Below are 16,531 nucleotides of genomic sequence, written 5' to 3' on the forward strand. Positions count from 1 at the left end.
GCGGGTGGTGTCACCGATGGCTGAGAAAGGATCGCCGATGCTTGATTTCGGGGCGCTGCCGCCCGAGATCAACTCGGCCAGAATGTATTCCGGCCCGGGGTCGGGTCCCTTGACGGCCGCCGCGGCGGCCTGGGAGGAGCTGGCCGCCCAGCTGGAGAGCTACGCCGCCGGTTACTCGGCCACGCTGGCCGAACTGCGCGGCCCCGCGTGGTCCGGTGACGCGGCCGCCGCGATGGCCGCCGCGGTCGAACCGTACGTGGCGTGGGCAACCGGCACGGCCGCGCGGGCCGGGCAGGCCGCCGCGCAGGCCCGTGCCGCGGCGGCCGCCCACGAGGCCGCGTTCGCCGCCACCGTGCCACCACATGTGGTGGCCGCCAACCGAATTCAGCTCGCCACCCTGATCGCGACCAACTTCTTCGGGCAGAACGCACCGGCGATCGCGGCCACCGAGAGCTGCTACGCCGAGATGTGGTCCCAGGACGCCACCGCCATGTACGGCTATGCCGCGGCGTCGTCGGCCGCGACCACGCTCACCCCGTTCACCCACCCGCCCCGCACCACCACCGCGCACGGGCGGGCGGCCCAGGCGGCCGCGGTGAGCCACGCCGCCGATTCGCAACCACCGGGCTGGTCGTCGTTGGTCAACTCGGTCAGCGGCTTCAACACCGTGGTCACCACGCCGGGGCAGTCGTTCTTCGCCGCGGCCCGCACCCTGTTGGGCTGGGGACAATTCGGCACCGGGCTCAACCTGGCCAACATCCAGGCGGCCAAGGCCGCAGCGGGAGCGGTCCGCCTGCCCGCCGCGGTCGCCGGCCCGTCGGTGTCGGGCGGGCTGGGGCGGGCGGCAACGGTGGGCAGGCTGTCCGTTCCGCCGGCGTGGCCGGCGGCGAATCCCGTTGCGCCCCTGGGCGAGACGGTGATCCGGCAGCCGGGCGGCATGGTTCGGCTGGTGTCGGCGTCCGCGCCGGATTCGCCCGCCGGCCCGGAATCCCGCCGGCGCTGCGCACCGCCGATCGCTCGGCCGGTGTCCCGGTGCTGCGCAACGGGCGTCGCGCTTTCCGGATGCCGCGGCCGGCCTACGGCGGTTAGCCGGTGTTGGTGGCGATGTCCCCGGGGCCACGCCAGGGGCCGAGGTCGCCGAATTCGCCGTCGTGGTGGCCGGGGCCGGCGTCGTCGATGAGAGTGCGCAGCGCGAGATTGACGGCCTCCCGGGCGTCGGCCAGATGGAACCGGCGTATGGCGTCGTCAATCATGTTGACGTCAACCTCGATTTCGACCGTCTTCTTCATGGGGCAGCAATACCCCCTGGGCGTAAGCCCAATCGTCGGTGGCCGAAATCACCGCCCGGACGATTCCCCCGGCGCCCCGGTGTCGCGGTGTTCGATGTTTGCCGCGACCCGCGCCGGGAAGCCCGTCACCACAGCCTGTTCGCCCGCTTCGAGGAGGTCACGGCCGATGGCGATCTGCGATACCTGTGGCAACGACTACGACAAGGCGTTCAAGGTGACCTGGACCGACGGCAGGAGCGCCACGTTCGACAGCGTGGAATGCGCCGCGGTCGAGCTGGCGCCGACCTGCGAGCACTGCGAGTGCCGGATCCTGGGTCACGGGGTCGAATCGGGCGGCGCGATGTTCTGCTGCGCGCACTGCGCCCGGCAGGCCGGCAATCACGACGTCAGCGATCGCGGCGCGGCCGGCTAGCGCGGGGCACCAGCCGGCGGCGCGGCTGGCAGATCGGCCAGCTCGTCACACAAATGCTCCGCCAGACCGCGCACGGTGGTGATCGTGGCGGGGCTGATGCGCACCCCGGTCTCGGTTTCGATGCGGGTGCGCAGCTCCAGGTTGCCCAGCGAATCCAAGCCGTAGTCCGACAGCGGCCGATCGGGATCGATTGTGCGGCGCAGCAAGAGGCTGAGCTGCCCGGAGACCAGCCGACGGATGGCCGACGGCCATTCTTCGCGCGGCAGCGCCCGCAGCTCGGCGAGGAACTTGCCGGCGTCCGGCCGGCCCTGCCCCGCCGACCGGAACGCCTCGGCGAACGGGCTGCGTTGCGCGAAGGAGGTCAGCCACGGCGTGCCCATGATCGGCGCGTAGCCCGCATACGGGCGGTCGTGGCGCAGCAGCGTTTCGAAGGCGCGGAACCCCTCGGTCGGTGTGATCGCGACGCCGGCGTCTTCGGCCAGGGCGGTGGCGCGGCCCACCTGCGACCACGCCCCCCACGCGATCGCGGTGGCCGGTGCGCCGCGGGCGTGCCGCCAGCGGGCGAACGCGTCCAGCCAGCTGTTGGCCGCCGCGTAGGCGCCCTGCCCGGGAGACCCCACCAGCGCGGCGGCCGAGGAGAACAGGCAGAACCACTCCAGCGGCTGCCCCGCGGTGGCCTGGTGAAGGTTCCACGCGCCGTACACCTTTGGCGCCCAGCACCGGTCGATGAGGTCGTCGGTGACGTTGGTCAGGGTGGCGTCCTCGACGACGGCCGCGGCGTGCAGCACCCCGCGAACCGGCAGCCCGGTGGCGGTCGCGCATGTCACCAGACGTTCGGCCGTGTCCGGCTGGGCGATGTCGCCGCACTCGACCGCGATGTCGGCCCCGGCGGCGCGCAGCCGCTCGATGGCCCGGCGGGCCTGTTCGCCGGGTTGCGAGCGGGAGTTGAGCACGATCCGCCCGGCGCCCACATCGCCGTCGCGGGAAGCCATTTCGCCGGCCAGGAACAGGCCCAGGCCGCCGAGGCCGCCGGTGATGATGTAGGCGCCGTCCGCGCGGAACGGCCGCACCTTCTCCGGCGGCAGGGCGGCCACGCTGCTGGCGGTCCGCGGCACCTGCAGCACCACCTTGCCGGTGTGCCCGGCCGCGGCGACCAGGCGCACCGCGGCGACGGCGTCCTGCAGCGGATAGTGCGTGGTGCGCGGCATCGGCAGCTCGCCGGCCGCGGTGCGCTGGTACACGGTGGTCAGCAACCGCCGGACGGTGTGCGGGTGGCTGTGGGTCAGCAGCGCCAGGTCGACGGCGAACAGCGAGAGGTTGCGGCGGAACGGGAACAGCCCCAGCCGGCTGTCGCGGTAGATGTCGCGCTTGCCCAGCTCGATGAAGCGCCCGCCCAGGGCCAGCAGTTCGATCCCGGCGCGCTGCGCCGCGCCGGGCAGCGAGTTGAGCACCACGTCGACGCCGTACCCGTCGGTGTCACGGCGAATCTGCTCGGCGAACTCGAGGCTGCGCGAGTCGTACACGTGCTCAATTCCCATGTCGCGCAACAGTTGCCGGCGTTGCGGGCTGCCCGCGGTGGCGAAGATCTCGCAACCTGCCGCCCGGGCGATGGCGATGGCCGCCTGCCCGACGCCGCCGGTCCCGGAGTGGATCAGCACCTTGTCGGTCGGCGCGATGCGGGCCAGGTCGTGCAGGCCGTACCAGGCGGTGGCCGACGCGGTCGGCACCGCGGCGGCCTCCCGGAGTGGAATCTCCGGCGGCAGGGTGACCGCGTGCCGGGCATCGGCGAGCACGAAGCTGCCCCAGCATCCGTTCCCGGACAGGCCGCCGACGCGGTCGCCGACCCGGTGCTCGGTGACGCCCGGTCCGACGGCGGTCACCACCCCGGCGAAGTCGCCGCCCAATTGCTGCTGGTAGCCCTCGAACGTCGGGTAGCGCCCGAAGGCCACCAGGACGTCGGCGAAGTTGATGGTCGACGAGGCGACCGCCACCTCGATCTCCCCCGGCCCGGGCGGCACCCGGTCGAACGCGGTGAGTTCCAGCGATTCCAGGTCGCCGGGCGTGCGGATGTGCAACCGCATGCCGTCGCGCCCGTGATCGACGACGGTGGTTCGCCGGTCGGCCGGCCGCAGCGGGCCGGGGCGCAGCCGCGCGGTGTACCACTGCCCGTCGCGCCAGGCGGTCTCGTCTTCTCCGGAGCGGCTTTGTAGTTGCCGCGCAACGTGTCCGGGGTCGGTGGCGTCGTCGACGTCGATCTGGGTGGCGCTCAGGTGCGGATGCTCGGCGTCGATCACCCGCATCATCCCGCGCAGCCCGGCCTGGGTCAGATTGGGCGCATCGCCGGCGACGACTACCGCGGCATTGCGGGTCAGCACGAACAACCGGGGCGATTCGCCGGGTAGCTCCGAGAGCTCGCGGGCGACGGTCGCGAGGTGCGACACGTAGTCCCGGCCTCGCCGCGGCGCGGCCGGGTGGTCGGCCTCGGAGGCGGCGGCCACCACCACGACACCGGTGAGCCGCTGCAGCGGCCGGTGACCGTTGCCGCCCGGCTCGCCGCCGGACAGCAGCGAACACAGCTCTTCGGTATCCACCGCCCCCGGCGGCAGGGACACGGTACGGCATTGCGCGCCATCGGTTTTCAGGACGTCGGCGAGTTGCGTCGTCAACGCGTCATCGCCGTTGGACGCCGCGTCGCACGCGCTGAGCAGCAACCAGGAACCCGGCTCGCCCTGCGGCGCCTCGGGCAGTTCCCGGGCTTCCCACTCGATGGTCAACAGCCGCTCGTCGAGCAGCCGTTGGGCGTGTTCGTGTTCGGAGGCCGCGCCGGCCAGCCGCAGCCCCTCGACCGTCAGCAGCACCGTCCCGGATTGGTCCAGCACGTCGACGTCGGCCTCGCACTCACCGGGACGCGAGAACGTGATCCGGGTGAGGCAGTAGTGCGCGTTGCGCGTCGAGTGATAGTTGCGCAGCCGGCGCACGCCCACCGGCAGCAGCAGACCGCCGGCCCCCGCCCGCTGCACCTCGGGCGCGGCGATGACGGACTGCAAGCACGCATCCAGTAGGGCCGGGTGCGCGCCATAACCCGACTGCTGTGAGCGGATCGCGCCCGGCAGCGCCACCTCGGCGAGCACGGTGCCGACGTCCCCGTCGCCGACCAGCACCGCGGCCAGACCCGAAAAGGCCGGGCCGTACTGAATACCTATGGCGCCGAACGCCTTTCGCAATTCGGCGCCCTCAATGCGGGACGGGTGGTCGGCGATCAGCGTTGCCACGTCGTGCGCGGGCGGCCCGGTCTCGCCGCCGTGCTCTGGCGGCAAGGCGTGCAGGACCGCGCCGGCCCGCCGGATGCGCTCGCCGACTTCGTGGGTGTCCACGGTGAACTCGAGCCGCCCGGGCCCGGTCACGGTCGCCGTCGAGGAGACCTCCGTCCGCCCGGCCAGCAGTAGGGTCTGCTCGAACGTGACGTCGCGCACCTCGGCGCGCTCGCCGAGCGTCGCGGCGGCGGCCGCCAGCGCCATCTCGCAGTAGCCGGCGCCGGGAAACGCTGCGACACCGTGGATTTGGTGATCGGCGAGCCAGGGATGGGCGTCGGTGCCGACCTCGCCCTGCCACACGTGCCGTTCCGGTTCCTCCCGCAGGTGCACGTGCGCCCCGAGCAGCGGGTGCACCGCCTGGACCGACGAGCCGTGCGCCCGCTGCACCGACTCGCGGCGAAGCATCAGCCGCCGGTGCGACCAGGTGGGCAGCGGCGCATCCACCAATCGCCCGGCGGGGTACTGCACCGAGAAGTCGACCAGGGCGCCGGCACTGTGCAGGTCGCCGACGAAGCCGCGCAACCCCAGTGGCAGCTCCTGCTCGCGGCGCATCGCGGCCAGCGCGGCGATCGGCACGTCCAGGCTGGCGGCGTTCTGCTCGACGGCATGGGTGAGCAACGGATGCGGCGCCAGCTCACCGAACACACGGAATCCGTCCTTGAGCGCGGCCTGCACTGCCGCCGCGAATCGCACGGTGTGGCGCAGGTTTTCGGCCCAGTAGTCGCCGCCGAACGACGGCCGCTCGCGCGGATTCCACAGGGTCGCCGAGTAGTACGGCACCTCGGGTGCCGTCGGCTCCAGCTCGGCGAGCACCTTTACCAGCTCGTCGAGGATGGACTCCACCTGCGGCGAGTGCGAGGCGACGTCCACCGCGACCTCGCGCGCCATCACGTCCTGCTGCTGCCAGGCCGCGACCAGCTCGCGGATCGCCTCGGCGTCCCCGCCGACGACGGTCGAGGTGGGTGAGGCGACCACCGAGAGGACCACGTCGGAGATGCCGCGGATGGACAGTTCCGAAAGCACTTGCTGGCCGGGCAGTTCCACCGATGCCATGGCGCCGCGGCCGGCGATCCGCGCCATCAGCCGGGAGCGGCGGCAGATGACCTTCACGCCGTCGCCCAGCGAGAGCCCGCCGGCGACCACCGCGGCCGCGCACTCGCCGAGCGAATGCCCGATCACCGCGCCGGGACGCACCCCGTAGGACTTCATCGTCTCGGCCAGGGCGACCTGCATCGCGAAGATCGTCGGCTGGACTTTGTCGATGCCGGTCACGGCCGGCGGGGCCGACAGCGCCCGGGTGACCGAGAACCCCGATTCGGCGGCGATCAACGGCTCGACGGCGGCGATCGTCGCGGCGAACACCGGCTCCTTGTCCAGCAGTTCGGCGCCCATCTGCGACCATTGCGAGCCCTGCCCGGAGAACACCCAGACCGGCCCGCGGTCGCCTTGTCCCACGGCGGGCTGATACGGGATGTCGCCGCCGGCGACCGCGCGCAGTTCGGTGCGCAATTCGGCGAAACCGCTGGCCGACACCACCGTGCGCACCGGGCGGTGCGCACGGCGGCGCGTCAGCGTGTAGCCCAGATCCCTTAGGCTGCAGCCTCTTGGGCCGGCAAGCGCGTCGCCGCCCTGCTCGTCGAGCCACGCCGCGAGCCGGGCGGCGGTGACCCGCAGCTGCTCGGCGGAGGTGGACGACAACGGAAACAGCAGTGGCCCAACGACTTCGGGCGCCGCCGAACTCGCCGCCTCCGGGGCAGGGGCCTCCTCCAGGATGGCGTGCACGTTGGTGCCGGACATGCCGTACGACGACACCGCGGCGCGTCTCGGATGATGGCCGTTGCTGGGCCACGGCGTATTCTCCTGCGGCACAAAAAGTTCCGTGTTGATCCGGGCCATCTCGTCGGGCAACCGGGTGAAGTGCAGATTCCGTGGCACCACGCCGTGCTGCAGCGCGAGAATCGCCTTCATCATCCCCAGCGGCCCGGACGCCGACTGCAAGTGGCCGAAGTTGGTCTTGACCGACCCCAGCACACACGGCCCGTCGGTTCCGTACACCGCGGCCAGGCTGGAGTATTCGATCGGATCGCCGACCGGGGTGCCGGTGCCGTGCGCCTCGACGAGGCCGACCGTGGTGGCGTCGATGTCCGCCGCCTGCAACGCCTTCCGGTAGACGGCGACCTGAGCCGTTTCCGAGGGCGCGGCGATGTTGACGGTGCGGCCGTCCTGGTTGGCGGCGGTGCCCCGCAGCACCGCCAGGATGCGGTCGCCGTCGCGCCGGGCGTCGTCGAGCCGCTTGAGCAACAGCATCACGCATCCCTCACCGGAGACGAAGCCGTCGGCGTTCACGTCGAAGGCGTGGCAGCGGCCGGTCGGGGACAACATGCCCTGCAGCGAACCCGACACCGACTTGCGTGGTTCCAGGGTCACCACCACCCCACCGGCCAGGGTGAGGTCGCTTTCGCCGCCGCCCAGGCTGCCGCAGGCCTGGTGCACGGCCATCAACCCGGACGAGCACGCCGTGTCCACCGTGACCGCCGGCCCGTGCAGGCCCAGCGTGTAGGCGACCCGCCCGGAGGCGAAGCTGTTGGAGGTGCCGGTGAATCCGTACGGGCCCTCGGCCGCGCCGCAGTCGGCGGACAGCAGTTCGTAGTCGCCGTGCGTCAGCCCGACGAACACGCCGGTCTGCGATCCGGCCAGCGACGCGGGGTCCAGGCCCGCGTGTTCGATGGCGTCCCACGACGTTTCCAGCAGCAGCCGGTGCTGCGGGTCGACCGCGGTCGCCTCGCGCTCGGTCATCCCGAAGAAGTCGCAGTCGAAGCCCCCCACGTCGTCGAGGAACGCCCCCCACCGGGTGACCGACCGGCCGGGCACGCCGGGCTCGGGGTCGTAGTAGAGGTCCGCGTCCCACCGGTCGGCCGGAATCTCGCCGACCAGGTCGTCACCGCGCAGCAATGCCTCCCAGAGGCGTTGCGGGGAATCGATCCCGCCGGGAAGCCGGCAGGCCATTCCGATGACGGCAACGGGTGTGGCAGTTGCGGCACGCAATGTGCAGTCCCCTGTTCTCGCCCACTCCCCTGGCCGGCGCGCACCGTCTCTTCGCGCGTGCCGGAGGAAGTACGTACAGCAGTTATTGTGCAGATGTCAATTTACCTGCGGAACCACGCCCGCTTGGCGGGAGTGAGGAATTTCTCCCGGGGGTAGCGGAAACGCGCCCGCGACGCATCCGCGTCACCAGCGGTCGGCCGGAACACGTGCCGACGCCTGCAGCGAAACCGCTTGGAACTCAGCCCATTTCATGCGCCCGCAGCGCCGAGTGTTACTTCTTGTCGGCCCGCTGCGAGTCGCCGGATTCCTCGGAGTCCCCGGACTCCTCGGCTTCGCGGGCCGGATCCTCGATCACCTCATACGCCGGATCGACCATCGACAATTCCCGCTGACCGGCCTGGCGGGCCTTGCCGCTGATCCGCAACAGCTGACCGGGCTGGATGTCGGCGCCGCCGTGGCCGTGATGGAAGATGACCGTGATCTCCCCGCTGCTGTCGCCGACCACGATCCGCCGGCGGGTGCCGCCGCGCTCGGCGACGTCCTCGACCTCGCTGACCCGCCCCTCGATGGTGGCCCGCTGCCCGGAGATCAGGCCGGCCACCATGATGACCGCCGACGACCGCGCCGGATGCTCGTAGGCCGCGACCTTCTGGTCCTCGTCCTGGGACACCCACGCCTGGATCTTGTCGAGCTCCTTGGCGATGCGCTGCTCGAACGTGTCCGGGTAGGCCTCCCGGATCCGCGATTCCACGTCATAGGGCACGATCGTCGCCGCGGCGTCGGGGATCTGGCTGACGGCCCGGGCGACCTTGTCCGCCGTCCGGTCGTGCAGCAGGCGGCCCAGCAGCCGCGCGAAGGTCCGTCGCGGCAGCAGCACCGTCACGTTGGTATTGGGATGCTCGTCGCGCACCTTGGCGACCATCAGCTGCGCGGACCGGCTGATCCGCCGGTCCGGGCAGTCCACGATCCGCAGCGGTGTGTCGAGCGAGAAGTGGTCCCAGCGGTTCCGCAGTTGCGCGGCGTGCGCCGGGTCGACCATGAAGTGCACCGCCACCAGCTCGTCGGCCCGCAGGCCCCGGCCGTATCGCAGCGCCTCGATCACCGCCAGGTCGACCGAGTCGACGAACACCAGCACCTTGTGCCGCGCGTACTTCACCAGCTCCGGGCGGTCGGTGCGGAACATCTCGAGAATGGCTGCCTCGGCCCGGTATTCGCGGTTGAGCCGGGTCAGCACGAACACCAGCAGCGGGAACACCACGACCACCAGCCAGGCGCCCTCGGTGAACTTCGCCACCGCGAAGATGCCCACCACGATCGTCGACAGGACCGCCGCGGACAGGTTGATCGTCAGCCGGTGCCGCCAGCCCGCTTCCCGATGGGTCAAGTGGTGCTTGGTCATCCCGTAACCGGCCATCGCGAACCCGGTGAACACGCCGATCGCGTAGAAGGGCACCAGCGCGTTGACCGAGCCACCGGTCGCGACCAGCAACGCCACCGACAACGCGGTCAGGGTGATGATGCCGTTCGAAAACACCAGGCGGTGACCGCGTTTCGTCAACTGCCTGGGCAGGAAGCGGTCCTCGGCGACGAAGCTGGCCAACGCCGGGAACCCGTTGAAGCTGGTGTTGGCGCCGGTGAACAGGATGGCCGCCGTCGACGCCTGGACCATGACGAAGAAGATGTCGCCCACCACGCCGCCGCCGTAGACGGCGTGGCCGATCTGGGACAGCACCGAGGGGTATTCGGTCAGGTACGGGGTGGCGTGGGTGACGTGGGCCAGATAGGCGACCCCGGCCAGCAGGAAGCCCAGGATGCTGGCCATCGCGGTGAGCACCCGACGGGCGTTGCGGCCCTGCGGCTTTCGGAAGTAGTCCACCGTGTTGGAGATCGCCTCGACCCCGGTCAGCGACGAACCGCCGTTGGCGAAGGCCCGCAGCAACACCAGGATCGTCGCGCCCAGCACCAGCCCGTTGCCCTGATGGACCGGCACGGTCCCGGCCAGGTGTGCGGGATCGTAGATCGGCAGGTTGCCGATGACCGCGCGCACGACGCCGATCACGATGGTCAGTCCCACCATGACGATGAAGGAATAGGTCGCCACCGCGAACGGCATTCCCGCTTCCCGCAATCCGCGCAGGTTCGCGTAGCAGATGACGAGCACCACGCCGACCGTGATCGCCAGGCTGTAGGGGCCCAGCACGGGGATCGCCGACACCACCGCGACCGTCCCGGCGGCCGACTGCACGGCCACGGTCACCACGTAGTCGATCAGCAGCGCGGCGGCGGCGATCTGCGCCACCCGGGGGCCGAAATTGTCCCGGGCGACGATGTAGGAGCCGCCCGCGCGGGTGTAGGCCATGACGACCTGCCGGTAGGAGGCGGCCACCAGCACCAGGATGAGCAGGATGACGCCGGTGATGGGCAGCAGCAACAGGAACGCGGCCAGCCCCGCGTGCGGCAACAGCTCGATCAGGATCTGCTCGGGACCGTAGGCGACGGACGACACCGCGTCCGGCGAAAGTGCGCCCAGCGCAACACCATTGGACAACTTCTCGGACGCGATGTCCTCAGTGATCAGCGGCTTGCCCAGAAACACGCGCTTGGCCACATCCCCGAACGAGAGCGGGATGCGCAGGTTGCCGGTCGAACTGGTCACGAGCACCGTCCTTATGTGAGACGCCTCCGAGCATTGTGCACGCCCGCACGGCCGCCGGTGCGATCAGGCGAGCCGGTGCGATCAGGCGAGCCGGCGCACCGCGGCGGCGATGCGCTCGTCGTCGGCCGTCAGCGCGACCCGCACGTGCTGCGCGCCGCGCGGGCCGTAGAACTCGCCGGGCGCCGCCAGAATGCCGCGCCGCGCCAGCCAGGTGACCGTCTCCCGGCACGGCTCGCCGCGGGTGACCCACAGATACAGGCCGGCTTCGGAATGGTCGACGGCGAAGCCGGCCGAACGCAGCGCGGGCAACAGGGCGGCCCGGCGCCGTTCATAGCGCTGCCGCTGCGTCCGCTCGTGCGCGTCGTCGTCGAGGGCGGCCACCATGGCCGCCTGCACCGGCGTCGGCACCATCATCCCGGCGTGCTTGCGCACCGCCAGCAGCTCGGCGATCAGCTCGGCGTCCCCGGCGACGAAACCGGCCCGGTAGCCGGCCAGCGACGAACTCTTGGACAGCGAGTGGATCGCGAGCAGCCCGGTGGGGTCGCCGTCGCAGACCTGCGGATGCAGGATCGACAGCGGCTGCGCGTCCCAGCCCAATCCCAGATAGCACTCGTCGGAGGCCACCAGGCAGCCCCGGTCGCGGGCCCATGCCACCACCTTGCGCAGATGATCGACGCCCAGCACCCGCCCGGTCGGGTTGCTCGGGGAGTTCAGGTAGTACAGCGCCGGGGATTGCGGGCCCACCTGGGTCAGCGAGTCCGCGCGCAGCACCCGCGCCCCGGCCAGCCGGGCGCCGACGTCGTAGGTCGGATACGCCAGCTCGGGCACCACGATCAGGTCCGCCGGCCCCAGGCCCAGCAAGGTGGGCAGCCACGCGATGAGCTCCTTGCTGCCGATCACCGGCAGCACGCTGGCCTCGGTCAGCCCGACGACCCCGAACCGGCGGGCCAGGGCGGCCACCGCCGAGTCCCGCAACCGGGCGGTGCCCGCGGTGGCGGGGTATCCGGATGCCGAGCCGGCGGCGGCCAGCGCCTGCTGGATCACGGACGCCACCGGGTCGACGGGGGTGCCGACGGACAGGTCGACGATGCCGTCGGGATGCGAACCGGCCAGCGCCTTGGCCTCGGCCAGCGTGTCCCAGGGAAACTCCGGCAGGGCCGCCGAGACGGCCGGGCGACGCTTCCTGAGCTGGTGTGGCACCGGGCCGCTCAGTCGCCTTCGCCTTGCGGTGGCAGGTCCTTGACCACCTGCGGGTCGTTCTCGGTCAGCCCGACCTTGGCCGCCCCGCCGGGCGAACCCAGCTCGGCGAAGAAGTCGGCGTTGATCTGCGTGTACTGGCTCCACTGGTCCGGCACATCGTCTTCGTAATAGATCGCTTCGACGGGGCAGACGGGCTCGCACGCCCCGCAGTCGACGCATTCGTCGGGGTGGATGTAGAGCATCCGGGCGCCCTCGTAGATGCAGTCGACCGGGCACTCCTCGATACAGGCCTTGTCCTTGATGTCGACACAGGGTTCGGCGATCGTGTACGTCACAGACGTCTCCTCCATGTTCTAGTCCGTGCACTAGGGCTCAACGCGTGGGCTGCTGTTCAAGCTTTCACCGGCGCGTCGCGACCGCTTCCGGCGGAGCTTTCGGTTACTGATACTAGACGTTGCAGATACAGGTCAACCATTTGGCGCGCCCCTCGGGTTACCGATTTAAGACTGACAGTCTCGCAGCCCGCGCGCGGGCCCCGTTTCGCCCAGCGCGAACACCGTCGACACGCCGCTGACCTGCGCGGAGTTACGTCGACCCGGCGGTCTTCGATATCTGTTGCGGTACAAGCACGCTCGCGGGGCCTGGTAATCTCAACCGAAAGACGGCAACCGCTGGGCAGATGTTCTCGCCGGAATAGCGGTGCATTGACTGGGGAAGGTGTCCACACATGAGGCTGTCGTTGAGCAAATTGGGCGTTGCGGTGGGCAGCGCGGCAGTGGCATTGACCGCCGCGGCCGGTGTCGCATCCGCCGACCCCATGGACGCGATCATCAACACCACCTGCAACTACGGGCAGGTGATCGCCGCGCTGAACGCGTCCGACCCGGCGGCTGCCCAGCAGCTGAACTCGTCGCCGATGGCGCAGTCCTACATCCAGCGGTTCCTGGCCTCCCCGCCGGCGAAGCGTCAGCAGATGGCCCAGCAGATCCAGGGCATGCCGGCCGCGCAGCAGTACATCAACGACATCAACCAGGTCGCGGTCACCTGTAACAACTTCTGAGCGCGCCGGGTCGCCGGAAGCCGTTCAGTAGCCGCCGAGCAGGCAGCGCACCCGTCCCAGGACCTGCGGTCCGACGCGGCTGCGGATGCGTGACGGGTCGGCGGGCCTGCGCCCCCACAGCAGCAGCACCCGCGCGGCCGCGTCGGTTTCCAGGGTGGCCGGGCCCTGCGGCTCGGCGAACCCGATGCTGATCCGCTCCGGATCGGCGTCCAGCACCACGTCGTCGGTGCCGTCGACGCGCAGCCGGGCTTCGACCCGCTCGCCGGGTTGCAGTTGCCTGGCCCCCTTCACCAGCAGCGGCCGGCCGACCGCGAGCACGCTGTGCGTGGTCATCCACGGCTCGGCCAGCCCCGCCTGGAAGGCCCCGCCGCCGTCGGAGTCCCCGGTGATGTCCCAGCCGTGCAGGACGAGTTCTTCGCGCATGTGCTCGGCGAACCACGGCACCTTCATGGTGCGGCCGGTCCAGGCCACGTCGGTGTCGGCGGGGATGGCTTCGGCGGCCTCCGCGACCTCGTTGAGGGTGGCCATCCGGTCGGCCAGCGCGCCCCACAGGTCGGCGTCGTTCAGGACGCGCAGCGGGCCTTCCCGCTCCTCGAAACCGCGGGTGGCCACCGGCTCGCCCGCCAGGTGAGCGCCGAGCACCCGGGCCAGCTCCTCGGCGTTTCCGGCCTGGTGGACGACGACGTCGCGCACCGTCCAGGCCTCACACCAGGTGCCCGCGTCGGGACCGCGCCGTTGCGCCGCGTCGCAGAACGGACGCCACTCCGGAAATCGATCGTCGTCAATTCGTCGCTTCACGGTCTCGGGTATACCCGCCGGCTGTGACAGGAAAGCGAACTAGGCGGCCAGCGGGGTGTAGTCGGTGGTGCGCTGGCGCGCCGGGCGCCCGATGCCCTCGGCGATCGCGGTCAGCTCGGCCACGGTCTTGGCCGACCCGTGTTCGGAGCCGGCCATCCGGGAGATGGTCTCCTCCATCAGCGTGCCGCCCAGGTCGTTGGCGCCGCCGTTGAGCATCACCTGGGTGCGCTGCACACCGAGCTTGACCCAGCTGGTCTGGATCTGGGAGATGCGGCCGTGCAACATGATTCGGGCCAGCGCATGCACCGCCCGGTTGTCCCGATGGGTGGGGCCGGGACGGGCGGCGCCGGCCAGATACAGCGGCGAGCTCTGATGCACGAAGGGCAGCGGCACGAACTCGGTGAAACCGCCGGTGCGGTCCTGGATGTCGCGCAGCACGTTGAGGTGGCCCACCCAGTGCCGGGGGTTGTCGACGTGGCCGTACATCATGGTCGAGCTCGACCGCAGCCCCACTTCGTGTGCGGTGGTGACGATCTCGATCCACAGCGAGGTCGGCAGCTTGCCCTTGGTCAGCACCCAACGCACCTCGTCGTCGAGGATCTCGGCCGCGGTCCCGGGGATGGTGTCCAGCCCGGCCTCACGCAGGCTGATCAGCCACTCCCTGATCGACAGCCCGCTCTTGGTCACCCCGTTGGCGATCTCCATCGGCGAGAACGCGTGCACGTGCATCGACGGCACCCGCGCCTTGACCGCGCGGACCAGATCGGCGTAGCCGGTGACCGGCAGTTCGGGGTCGATGCCGCCCTGCATGCACACCTCGGTGGCGCCGGCGACGTGCGCCTCCCAGGCGCGGTCAGCGACCTCCTCGGTAGACAGCGAGTACGCGTCGGCGTCGCCCTTGCGCTGCGCGAAGGCGCAGAACCGGCAGCCGGTGTAGCAGATGTTGGTGAAGTTGATGTTGCGGTTCACCACGAACGTCACGTCGTCGCCGACGGTGTCGCGGCGCAACGAATCTGCAAGGGCGGCAACGGCTTCCAGCGCCGGACCGTCGGCAGTGGCCAGCGACAGGTATTCGCTGTCGGTGCAGCCGGCCGGGTCGCGTTCGGCGGAGCGCAGCGCGGCGAGCACGTCGCTGTCCAGGCGTTCCGGCGCTCTGGCGCCCTGCGCGGCCAGCTCGTGCACGTGCGCGCGGATCGACTCCCAGTCGCCGAAGGCGCTGTCGATGTCGCTGCGGGTCTCGCTGTTGCGGCCCTGCGTGTCGATCGCCGCGTTGAGGTCGACGCGGCCCGAGGAGCCGACGTCGTCGGGTTCCTGCCACGGCAGCCCCACCGGATTGACGTCGCGGGCCAGACCGGTCACCGGATCGGCCAGCGCCCGGACGTGCCCGGACACCCGCGGGTCGATCCAGGCCGCACCCGCCTGCACGTATTTGGGCTGCGCGGTCAGCCGCTGGACCAGCTCGTAGCCGGATTCGGCAGTGACGGCGGCCAATTCGTCCAACGCCGGCCACGGCCGCTCGGGGTTGACATGGTCGGGCGTCAGCGGTGACACACCACCCCAGTCGTCGACCCCGGCGGCGATCAGCGCCCGGCATTCGTCGCGGGACACCAGGTTCGGCGGGGCCTGAATCCGCATCCCGGGGCCCAGCACCAGCCGCGCCACCGCCACGGTCGCCAGGTAATCCTCGATGCCGGCGTCGGGGACCGCGGCCATGGCGGTGTGTTCCTTGGCCCGGAAGTTCTGCACGATCACTTCTTGCACATGGCCGAACTCCTTGTGCGACTTGCGAATCGCGTGCAAGGTGTCGGCGCGTTCGGCGAGTGTCTCGCCGATGCCGACCAGCAGACCCGTGGTGAACGGAATCGACAACCGGCCCGCGTCGGTCAGCGCGCGCAGCCGCACCGCCGGGTCCTTGTCCGGGCTGCCGTAGTGCGCAAGGCCTTTCGTCTCGAACAGCCGCCGCGACGTCGTCTCGAGCATCATGCCCATGGACGGCGCCACCGGCTTGAGCCGCGCCATCTCCGACCAGCTCATCACGCCGGGGTTCAGGTGCGGCAACAGCCCGGTCTCCTCGAGCACCCGGATCGCCATCGCCCGCACGTAGGACAGCGTCGAATCGTAGCCGCGCGCCTCCAGCCACTCCCGCGCCTCGGGCCAGCGATCCTCGGGGCGATCGCCGAGGGTGAATAGTGCTTCCTTGCAACCGAGTTCACCGCCGCGGCGGGCGATGTCGAGAATCTCGTCCGGCTCGAGGTACAGGCCCGCGCCTCGGGCGCGCAGTTTGCCCGGCACGGTGACGAAGGTGCAGTAGTGGCAGTTGTCCCGGCACAGGTGGGTGACCGGGATGAAAACCTTGCGCGAGTAGGTGATCGGCAGCCCGCCGCCCGGGCCGCGCCGGCCGGCCGACTCCAGGCCCGCGTCGCGGACCCGGGCCGCGCTGGCGCACAGGTCCGCCAGGTCGTCCCCGCGCGCGGTCATCGCGACCGCCGCCTCGTCGATGTTCAGCGCAACGCCATCTCGAGCCCGCCGCAACACCCGTCGTAACGCCGAGGCGGTCGCCTTCGGCGTGGCCCGCGATGAGGCCCTGGCCGGAACCACAGGATCAGGTAGGGCGGTAGGCTCCTCGCCCGGAGTCAACAGCACCTTGGTGTAACTTCCCCACGATCGAATTTCATCCGCGCGTCCCAACATGTGAAATCGTGGCACCCGTGGCGGGTCCCGGATGGGCAACTGTCAACAGTAGCGCCACGCCCACAC

General features: G+C 70.9%; 10 protein-coding genes. 3 read left to right on the forward strand and 7 right to left on the reverse strand.

All coding sequences use genetic code 11. From position 1 onward, the window contains the following. The first annotated feature begins 37 nt into the window (after positions 1–37). Positions 38–1,180, forward strand: coding sequence for a PPE family protein (locus NF20_RS28720; protein ID WP_413540640.1), 1,143 nt, complete (start codon positions 38–40; stop codon positions 1,178–1,180). Here the strand turns inward: NF20_RS28720 and NF20_RS13320 are convergent. Then, positions 1,086–1,289, reverse strand: a complete 204-nt coding sequence (locus NF20_RS13320) for a type II toxin-antitoxin system VapB family antitoxin (protein WP_009975517.1) — start codon at positions 1,287–1,289, stop codon at positions 1,086–1,088. The genes NF20_RS28720 and NF20_RS13320 overlap by 95 nt on opposite strands. A 166-nt stretch (positions 1,290–1,455) precedes the next feature. Between NF20_RS13320 and NF20_RS13325 the strand changes: the two genes are divergently transcribed. Next, on the forward strand, positions 1,456–1,701 hold the full coding sequence (locus NF20_RS13325; RefSeq protein WP_033711803.1) for a hypothetical protein: 246 nt from the start codon (positions 1,456–1,458) through the stop codon (positions 1,699–1,701). Here the strand turns inward: NF20_RS13325 and pks2 are convergent. The 4 genes from pks2 to fdxA form a co-directional block, all read right to left on the reverse strand. After that, the gene (gene pks2 / locus NF20_RS13330; protein ID WP_033711801.1) at positions 1,698–8,060 is read right to left on the reverse strand and encodes a sulfolipid-1 biosynthesis phthioceranic/hydroxyphthioceranic acid synthase; all 6,363 of its coding nucleotides are present in this window, start codon (positions 8,058–8,060) and stop codon (positions 1,698–1,700) included. The two genes, NF20_RS13325 and pks2, sit on opposite strands and share 4 nt — an antisense overlap. A 271-nt stretch (positions 8,061–8,331) precedes the next feature. Continuing rightward, positions 8,332–10,716: an APC family permease gene (locus tag NF20_RS13335; RefSeq protein ID WP_003875469.1), complete on the reverse strand. Its 2,385-nt coding sequence runs from the start codon at positions 10,714–10,716 to the stop codon at positions 8,332–8,334. A gap of 81 nt (positions 10,717–10,797) precedes the next feature. Further along, positions 10,798–11,916, reverse strand: coding sequence for a succinyldiaminopimelate transaminase (dapC, locus tag NF20_RS13340; RefSeq protein WP_033711800.1), 1,119 nt, complete (start codon positions 11,914–11,916; stop codon positions 10,798–10,800). Between the two features lie 8 nt (positions 11,917–11,924). Further along, entirely contained in the window at positions 11,925–12,251 is a 327-nt protein-coding gene (fdxA, locus tag NF20_RS13345; RefSeq protein ID WP_003875467.1) for a ferredoxin, read from the reverse strand. 392 nt (positions 12,252–12,643) lie between these two features. Between fdxA and NF20_RS13350 the strand changes: the two genes are divergently transcribed. Then, the gene (locus tag NF20_RS13350; protein WP_003875466.1) at positions 12,644–12,976 is read left to right on the forward strand and encodes a hemophore-related protein; all 333 of its coding nucleotides are present in this window, start codon (positions 12,644–12,646) and stop codon (positions 12,974–12,976) included. A 24-nt stretch (positions 12,977–13,000) separates the two neighbouring features. On the opposite strand, the gene NF20_RS13355 is transcribed toward NF20_RS13350, so the two are convergent. Both NF20_RS13355 and NF20_RS13360 read right to left on the reverse strand, forming a co-directional pair. After that, the gene (locus NF20_RS13355) at positions 13,001–13,774 is read right to left on the reverse strand and encodes a maleylpyruvate isomerase N-terminal domain-containing protein (protein ID WP_011724067.1); all 774 of its coding nucleotides are present in this window, start codon (positions 13,772–13,774) and stop codon (positions 13,001–13,003) included. A 39-nt stretch (positions 13,775–13,813) separates the two neighbouring features. Beyond that, positions 13,814–16,465, reverse strand: a complete 2,652-nt coding sequence (locus tag NF20_RS13360) for a bifunctional FO biosynthesis protein CofGH (RefSeq protein WP_050593705.1) — start codon at positions 16,463–16,465, stop codon at positions 13,814–13,816. Positions 16,466–16,531: the final 66 nt, after the last annotated feature.

Origin of the sequence: Mycobacterium sp. MAC_080597_8934 (genome assembly GCF_000523975.1) — a bacterium.
GTDB lineage: Bacteria > Actinomycetota > Actinomycetes > Mycobacteriales > Mycobacteriaceae > Mycobacterium > Mycobacterium avium.

Coding starts and splice junctions, on each gene's coding strand:
- NF20_RS28720 (WP_413540640.1), top strand. CDS start 38: ATGCTTGATTTCGGGGCGCTGCCGCCCGAGATCAACTCGGCCAGAATG.
- NF20_RS13320 (WP_009975517.1), bottom strand. CDS start 1,289: ATGAAGAAGACGGTCGAAATCGAGGTTGACGTCAACATGATTGACGAC.
- NF20_RS13325 (WP_033711803.1), top strand. CDS start 1,456: ATGGCGATCTGCGATACCTGTGGCAACGACTACGACAAGGCGTTCAAG.
- NF20_RS13350 (WP_003875466.1), top strand. CDS start 12,644: ATGAGGCTGTCGTTGAGCAAATTGGGCGTTGCGGTGGGCAGCGCGGCA.
- NF20_RS13360 (WP_050593705.1), bottom strand. CDS start 16,465: ATGTTGGGACGCGCGGATGAAATTCGATCGTGGGGAAGTTACACCAAG.